This is a genomic window from Sporosarcina sp. OR05 (genome assembly GCF_041414805.1).
Classification (GTDB): domain Bacteria; phylum Bacillota; class Bacilli; order Bacillales_A; family Planococcaceae; genus Sporosarcina; species Sporosarcina saromensis.
On sequence record NZ_JANKJL010000009.1, the window covers coordinates 130,403 to 138,117 of the forward strand.

Annotated in this window: 8 protein-coding genes; 3 read left to right on the forward strand and 5 right to left on the reverse strand. The window is 41.3% G+C overall.

The genetic code is table 11. The features are described 5' to 3' along the window. Positions 1–114: 114 nt before the first annotated feature. Entirely contained in the window at positions 115–642 is a 528-nt protein-coding gene (locus NRI27_RS13395; RefSeq protein WP_371391156.1) for a hypothetical protein, read from the reverse strand. Positions 643–1,207: 565 nt separating this feature from the next. Between NRI27_RS13395 and NRI27_RS13400 the strand changes: the two genes are divergently transcribed. Beyond that, positions 1,208–2,875, forward strand: coding sequence for a hypothetical protein (locus NRI27_RS13400; protein WP_371391157.1), 1,668 nt, complete (start codon positions 1,208–1,210; stop codon positions 2,873–2,875). A gap of 5 nt (positions 2,876–2,880) precedes the next feature. Further along, entirely contained in the window at positions 2,881–4,404 is a 1,524-nt protein-coding gene (locus NRI27_RS13405; RefSeq protein WP_371391159.1) for a hypothetical protein, read from the forward strand. 89 nt (positions 4,405–4,493) lie between these two features. Here NRI27_RS13405 and NRI27_RS13410 read toward each other — a convergent pair whose 3' ends face one another. The 4 genes from NRI27_RS13410 to NRI27_RS13425 all read right to left on the reverse strand — a co-directional run bounded on the left by NRI27_RS13410 (position 4,494) and on the right by NRI27_RS13425 (position 6,397). Then, positions 4,494–4,946, reverse strand: coding sequence for a putative toxin-antitoxin system toxin component, PIN family (locus tag NRI27_RS13410; RefSeq protein ID WP_371391161.1), 453 nt, complete (start codon positions 4,944–4,946; stop codon positions 4,494–4,496). Beyond that, complete coding sequence (locus NRI27_RS13415; protein WP_317943149.1) at positions 4,939–5,067, reverse strand: hypothetical protein; 129 nt, start codon at positions 5,065–5,067, stop codon at positions 4,939–4,941. Before NRI27_RS13415 ends, NRI27_RS13410 begins: the two co-directional genes overlap by 8 nt. 269 nt (positions 5,068–5,336) lie before the next feature. Next, entirely contained in the window at positions 5,337–5,489 is a 153-nt protein-coding gene (locus NRI27_RS13420; protein WP_371391162.1) for a hypothetical protein, read from the reverse strand. Between the two features lie 230 nt (positions 5,490–5,719). Next, positions 5,720–6,397 (reverse strand): S-layer homology domain-containing protein, encoded by a 678-nt coding sequence (locus tag NRI27_RS13425; RefSeq protein ID WP_371391163.1) that lies wholly within the window; start codon positions 6,395–6,397, stop codon positions 5,720–5,722. 734 nt (positions 6,398–7,131) lie between these two features. Here NRI27_RS13425 and NRI27_RS13430 point away from each other — a divergent pair. Then, positions 7,132–7,464, forward strand: a complete 333-nt coding sequence (locus tag NRI27_RS13430; protein ID WP_371391164.1) for a helix-turn-helix domain-containing protein — start codon at positions 7,132–7,134, stop codon at positions 7,462–7,464. Positions 7,465–7,715: the final 251 nt, after the last annotated feature.

Genomic DNA, 7,715 nt, shown 5'->3' on the forward strand with positions numbered 1-7,715 from the left:
GAATTATTCTACAACATTTATACCCTAGCTCATCTAGTAGATGTGGTATTCTACAGCAACTACTGTACAAGTAGTTCATCTATATGAATAATATCTTACTCAAATACTTCCAACTTACTCCTTCTCATGTAAGATCCCTTCAAACGGAATCGTTTCAGTTTTCGTTACCCCGAACTTCTTATACGTAATTTTCATATCCGAAATGTCATCTGTTGCACGATCTCCATCGTAATGTACCTGCAACACCATTCGGAATGTATCACTGGTTAGTTTGTAATTGTTAATTGGCACTAAGCGCTCCTTCAAACCGCTTGCGTTAACCGTCTCTTCATCAGCAGAGCCAATCACATTTCCATCAGTTGTCTCATCAATGAAAGCGACGATTTGAAAGCCATCTTCTTGCGTTAATGGCTTGCCATCCTTTTTGATAAATTCCACTTGCTGCAATGTCGGATAACCGCTTCCTTTCCACGAAAATTCATAGCCCACATACATCGCGTCACCTGTTTCAAAATGTTCCTTTGGCAAGGTAACATGGCTGTTCTTCTCAAACTTTCCATTGTTAATGAAATACGTCGCTCCCCCTATAACCGCTATACCTAAGATGAGAAAAAGGAACACAAACAAGATGTTCTTTTTCAATTAATTCACTCTCCCCAGTTTACTTAATGCCATACAAAAGCAACCTCTATCACCTACATATCAATATATACGAGCTAACTGTCTGAAAAGTTTCTTTTTTAAATAAAATAAAAATCCAATCATATGGTTGGATGATTGGATTTGTTCATCATTGAGACTTTAAACAGCAACATTTTTGCAGTCTAGCGCGTCGTTAACTTCTTTTATTGACACGAGTGAGTCGATTTCGTAGCCTTGATCGTCGTTAAAACTCACTTAATGACACGCGTGCATCGATTTTACAGCATAGCGCGTCATTAAAACTCAATTAATGACACGGGAGCTCTGATTTTACGGCCTAGCGCGTCATTAAACCTCATTTAATCACACGCGTGCGTCGATTCTGTAGCCTAGCGCGTCGTTAAACCTCATTTAATTACACGATAGCACCATTTTAGCAGACCCCCGTGTCATTAGGGATACTTTAGTTTCCGCAACATGTAACAACATTTTTAAAAATCAAACACCCCTTCCTATCCACATGCTATAATTAACCAAAAAGACCCACATGCCTCAGGAGGATAATATGTCTATTCAAAAATACATAAAAGAGCACATTACTTTGTTAGGAGACAGTACGTACACTGCTCCTGGCATTCCCGATAAAAAGCTGAACGGTGCTATTTCTTCCTATGCGCCAGATGTGAATTTGGAATATGTTGTCGCCTTAAAAGATACGTCAATTCTTTCAAACGGCAAAGAAGGATGCTTGTTTTTAGGGGATGCAGTGTATTTGAAAACTGCGTTTGAAAAGCCGTTAAGATTGGAATACGCTGCAATTGAATCAATTGTCCATACGTCTTTTGAAAAAGCTGCAAGTTTCGGAAAGACAAAAACGGTAGAAAACGTGGAAGTGTTCATGAAGGATGGCACTTCTCATAACGTGACTTCCCTACTACTAAACGTTAATTTGAAAGGGTTTGTTGCACTCATTGATGGTATTTTAGCTGAAGCTGAACAAGGGAAGGATTTTACAAATACATCACAAATTACGCCACTGTCTGAGATGTCGGAATCCGTTAAGCAACACTACATTAAACTTGTTGCCAACTTTGCATTTTCGGATGATCAAACGATTGATGTACTCGAGTATACAGAAATCATTTCGTTAATTTCACGCATCGAACTTAGCGCTGCCATGCGTCTCGACATTCGGAGGTATATGAGCAATGTTGACAACCTCATACCGACAGAAGAATTGCTTAAAACGCTAAAAAATACGGTTGAAGAAGGCAGTTTTGATATTTTAAGTAAGTCTTTATTCAAAGATGTGTTGTACATTTTCGGGAAGAAAAACAACATCCACGATTGGGCACAACATACTTTTCTATGCGAACTTGCAGATGCCTTATCGGTTACACGTGAAGAAATTGACCTTATCATCGCTGCGATCCAACATGATGAGGATATCTTGAAACACCGAAAAAACGACTCGCAAATTAAAAAGTCGATGAAGGATTTATCCGCAAAAGCTGTCGCGGTTGGATTACCGATGGCCGCGATTTATTTTTCCGGCTCCGTCGTCGGATTGAGTGCAGCAGGCATCACTTCAGGCTTAGCCGCGATGGGTATGGGTGGCCTCCTTGGATTCTCGAGCATGTTTACCGGAATTGGGACGCTCGTCCTATTAGGAGTTGGCACGTATCACGGCCTAAAAAAAGTGAGTGGCATTAGCGATATTGAAAACAATAAGCAACGCGAGTACATGCTGCAAGCAATCATTCGAAACACGCAAAAATCACTTTCGTATTTAATTGAAGACATTAATGGAATTACGCAGCAGTTGATGGTCGAAATGAAAAAGGGCAATGAGAATTCCGAGAAAATCCAACAATTGTCGAACATGCTCGACATGTTGAGCAGAGGTGCGCAGTTGAGTGCTGATAAGCAAAATGCCTCTCAAATCGAGCAAGTCATGACGAAGTTGCCTGCGACATTAGACCGAGATCGACTCATCGGCTTGACGAACAAGCCGACACTTGAAAAAGTGCGTCAGTTCATTGAATCGTGTTATGAAATGAAAGACGCGACAGAGGAAGAAGTTTACGCCAAACCTGTGTGGCAATTAAAAGAGGGATTATCGTTGGCAGAAGTGGAAAATCTGCATAATTGTTTTTCGGAAATTGATTACAACAAAGTAGCTCAAGCAGCGTTCGCAACCGCTACGACAAAAGCGAAAAACTTGTTTAGGTGAATCAAATGAAAAAATCCCATCAGATTTCCTCAAAAGTACTGGATGAAAGCGGAAAAGCGCTCATCGTCCAACAACACATTGTGCAACAAGCCGAACAACGACTTGGACACTTACACGACAATTTGGACCAACTGAGCCAACTACAAGACGTGCAAAGTGATGCATTGGATAAGTTGTTACAGCGAGCTAAGCTGCTCACAAATGGTTCAATAATTTCCGATCCAGTTGATACGCCTACCTTCAATAAATTGGAAGAAACCCCATATGAACAACTGGAAACCTTGCAAGCAAACGAGGAAGATTCGTGGACCGACTTTCTCCAACAAAACGAATCGTTCGCGTCAACGCACAACATTGACCTACAAGGCGATCCGTTTGCAAAACTTTTTACGGACAAAGAACGTGCAGAACTGACGCGTCAAATACGCGATGATTACAAAATGGCGACGCCAAACTGTGATCGCTACGATTATGCAATTGCCGCCACGTGCGGTGCGGTTGCCGGGCTCATCGATAGTTTTTTCGTCGGAATGCCTGGTGATAGCAAATTAGGGAAATGGACAGACCAACAAGTCGATAACGTTGTCGTGAAATTTGCCCAAACGATTTGGCGTGCCGATAAAAGCAACGGTGCACAACTTCGTACGGAACCGGAAAACATCGCACAGGCAATCGGCTTTTTAGAGCGGAAATTTAAAGTGAATTATGATGCGCGGTACGCTGCGGATTTAGTCATGGGAGAAGAAACGTTAAATATGCGACCGAGTGATCACCATTTAAAATCCCTTGGCCATTCACCGGATATCATCGGGCTATTCTTTTCATTACTTGATCAGTTCACGGGCAAAGCGAGTTTTGTCGCCGATGGACGCATCATCCGACTGGAACCCATTGAAGGAGCGAATGCCTTTAAGCTCCAAGGCGGGAACTTTCTTGCAAAACTGTATTGCGGATTTGCCAACTGGCTCGGGCATTTGCTATCGGATATCTCGGGATCGAGTGGAACAAGAGGACATAATGATGGACGGCGGGGAGCTGGCATTCCCCTCCCGTTCTATTCATTATTCCAACTATGTGACTTCGGGTCCATCAAAGTAAATGGACAAAGCAAAACCTTTGCAGAGTTTTCCACTGCCGTCTTCGAATCCGGTTACGACGCACGTTTCGGCATCACGATGGCAATCCCTGTCGCCTTCAATGAAATCGCCATTCGATTACTATGGGCACTAAAAAGTAAATTTTATCACAAACGGAGCTGGAAAGAATCCCTTCCAATTGGCAATAAACCCGAATTGCGACGCATGATCCTCGTTGGTCATGGAACACTTTGTGTAGTCGACGGCGCAGATGCCGCGTTGCGCGCAGGCGGCAATCCTCTTCTATTTGCAACACGTATGAACATGGTCGCTTGGTCAAGATTGGCGTTTAGCGGGTTGTTGGAAGTGCGAAGTATGTATAAAGAAAAGGGACTTGATTTACAAGCGTTAGAGAGTGATTTGGTAAGAGAGTGGGAGCGATTGGGGAGGTAGGTTTATAAAAGAAATTTGGAAGTTCTCATAGAGCACATTGTCTTCAAAAATCAAATTTTTCACAAGCATCCTTAAACAACAAAGACACATCATTGAGGATGCTTGTACCCTTTAATTTGTTCCAAGAACTCGATTGAGGGTACAATTTTAAATTCATAACAGTTTATATCTAGCAATCCAGACTTAGTATCATTGGTAACTAAATAATGTACGTGCCCAGCATAACTACACTCCAGAAACATGTCATCAAACTTGTCGTTACAATACACCTCAAGGTTTCCTCTAATTTTTAACGTATTTACAGATTTATAATAAAAAAACATATCTGCGATGTACAGTAGAAATGCAATCTTTTCTTCTTCCAGCTGTAACTCCTGATTAGCAATTTTCTTAGTAATATACATGAGCTCACCGATTGTTTCCTGGGAAAATGCCGCTCTAAAGATACCGGCATTAAAACAATCAATAATTTCTTCACAGTCTGATCTATGCCCCAACAAACCATCAATAATTACATTTGTATCAAAAACAACCTTAATCATTATACTTATCTAGTTCTAAGTCTCTTTTCACATCTTTAGAACTTCTCTTGTTTTCTTTCATTGCTTTTTGAATAATTTTTTTTGCTTCTAGTAAAGGATTCTCTTTTTTAATTGTAACCAATTTATTTTCCTCCTTATCCCTCAAACGTATCACTTCCTTTGGAATATGTATACGTGTAAGTGTTCGTAATCGGTACATTAATTATACCATAACTCCATTAAAAGACGAAATTATACGAAATTTAAATGATTCATTAAACATTCCTGTTAATTTAATGCATTTGCATAGTTAGAAAAGTGATAAATAGCTATTACACAATTCAAATTGCTTCACTAGTAGTTACAGACAAACTCCCCCGCACAGCACAAAACCATGCAGGGGCACTTCATTTATGACGGTATCGGATGCGCTGACTCTCCCGTACGAATCGTCTCACTACGAACAAGCACTTTCCGCAACTTTTCTTCATCTATTTCGTAACCAATCCCAAAGCCCGACGGAACACGAATAATCCCGTTTTCCATCGTAATTTCAGGTGTCACGATGTCGTCTTCCCGCTACTCCTCATCTGGACAGTACTCGGCATCATCTTCCTGGCTAATGGGGTCATGATGAATCGGGGACCGTTTTAAGGATTGATTGTGTACTTGTAAAGCTGAAGGTTCAGGTTCATTGAAAATTGAAAGGTTCACACAAATGAAAGGTGAACAACAGAATAACGTAGTCAAAAGGTCACGAAATGGCGATACTTGAGCTTAAAATAAAGTATTCTTCATTGTAGCTCCAAATACTGTCGTCTTAGCGTTGACCATTCAAAGAGTTCATCCCTTGTTTCAACGGAATGTAATGTTTCTAGTTTATAAAGGAAAATAGCTAGTTCACCGCGTTTGATCAATTGTGCCGTTCGGAACTTGTTACCTTGATCGCCAGACAAGATTCCATACTCAATAAACGCCGCCACAGCTTCTTTGTAAAGTGGTGCAACGTCAACGAAGTGAACACTTGCTACATTTCCGTGTATTCCATAGGCTCTTGCCAACATTAACGCCGCTTCTCCTCTAGTCATCATAAGATTTGCGCCAAAAAACGTCGTTGTAAGACCTTTTACAACGCCTTTCGCTTTTAATGCATTTATGTATGGAACTGCTCGAGCAGGCACGTCTATAAAATTCGACGAAGGTGCCCTTTCAATCTCCTCTTTCGTCAATGTCGCTTTTGCTAGAATGACCGCCACATCGACACGCTTAATGTACAAACCCGTTCCATACTCCGTTGGTGAAATGCCAGCCGTCATATTGTTATTCACCAAATAATTTACTGCATCTTTATACTGCTCACTAACGTCCTTGAATGAAGTGCTACTTATTTCTTCACATACCTCTTGAACGACTGCCGATCTTACTAATGAAGCTGTAGCTGCCGACGCTACAAGCTTATTGTATCTATTCATATATGACTTTCCTTTCAAAAAACCTTAAAACGTTTTTTCTATTTAGGAATTAATTGTACCCCCAGCTAACGTGCATTTACTATGGGCGAATGGTATTACTGCACAAAATAATGATTAAATACCCTTTGATAGGATACTATAGTACAGCATTTTATCAGCATAAGTAAGAATAAGATTCACCACAAACTCTTTATTGACAAGCTTTTCTTTTCATCAATCCGTTTACAAAACTGTTAGCTCAGAAGTAGTCTAACTTAATTTAAGAGACTGTAAACTAGCTAGATTAAGGACTTTAGCTCTATTAAAACTGGGGATTTCCATTGAAATAGCGTTTCCCACATTTTTATTATTAAGATAAAAAGCCGCCCCACTGTTAGTGGAAAAAATTGAAATAAAATTTGTTTGTCATGTAGGATAAAGGTCCCGAAATGGCGATTACTTAGTGTATTCTAACTCAGCCTTTTCGATCGACAACTCCGGCAATCTAACCACTATCCACCTCCCCTAAAACCATGAGCAATACGAAACCGTCGCCATTGACTTTTTGAAAGAAGAAGGGTTGAGCGACTAATTGCGAACCAGTATAGGTTAGTAAACGGGCTTTAGACAACTGTCTAGGCCCGTTTTCCTTTTTGTGAATAAACCGGAAAGAGCAAGCCTGAAAAATAAAATCCTTCCACCTGTATCCTTTCTGATCAGTCCTCGCTATATAGAGGGTAAAGGAGGAATACGAAATGACAATCTGCTTACAGCACTACAGTAAATTCACCACAACGGAGGAAATTGACACAGCCGCCTCTTTGCACGCCAGTCGTCACGCAAAAGCGCTCACCACTTCAGACAGCAAAGTACTCGACGTCATTCGCCACCACGCAGTCGACAACGGCGTCGCCCAACTGAATTACAAAACGTTCCAAGACGAAACGGGCAAATCCAACGCCACCGTCCGACGCGGCATCCGCAAGTTGGTGAAACTCGGCATTATTAAAAAAGTCCACTTCATCCAGCCCGTCGTAATGGGACTCGGAGCCAATATTTACATTCTCTTGCCGTTTGACGAGAATTGAAAGAGGGGTGCGAGTGGCCGGCCATATTTGGACTGGCTTCTTTTTTGTTCCGCGCGTTGGATGGCTTATTTTAAGGCGCTGGATGGCTCGCTTCGGTCAAGTGGCAAACTGCTCTAAGCGTAGAGCCATATACATTCGGCGCAGAACAAACTATTTCCGGCCATGCTTCCTTGCCCTGACCATCCTTCATCCAAAAACCGCATAACGTCAGCGAACGCGGCAAATTCCTTCAAAACGCCGCATACTTTCTC

Coding starts and splice junctions, on each gene's coding strand:
- NRI27_RS13400 (WP_371391157.1), top strand. CDS start 1,208: ATGTCTATTCAAAAATACATAAAAGAGCACATTACTTTGTTAGGAGAC.
- NRI27_RS13405 (WP_371391159.1), top strand. CDS start 2,881: ATGAAAAAATCCCATCAGATTTCCTCAAAAGTACTGGATGAAAGCGGA.
- NRI27_RS13410 (WP_371391161.1), bottom strand. CDS start 4,946: ATGATTAAGGTTGTTTTTGATACAAATGTAATTATTGATGGTTTGTTG.
- NRI27_RS13425 (WP_371391163.1), bottom strand. CDS start 6,397: ATGAATAGATACAATAAGCTTGTAGCGTCGGCAGCTACAGCTTCATTA.
- NRI27_RS13430 (WP_371391164.1), top strand. CDS start 7,132: ATGACAATCTGCTTACAGCACTACAGTAAATTCACCACAACGGAGGAA.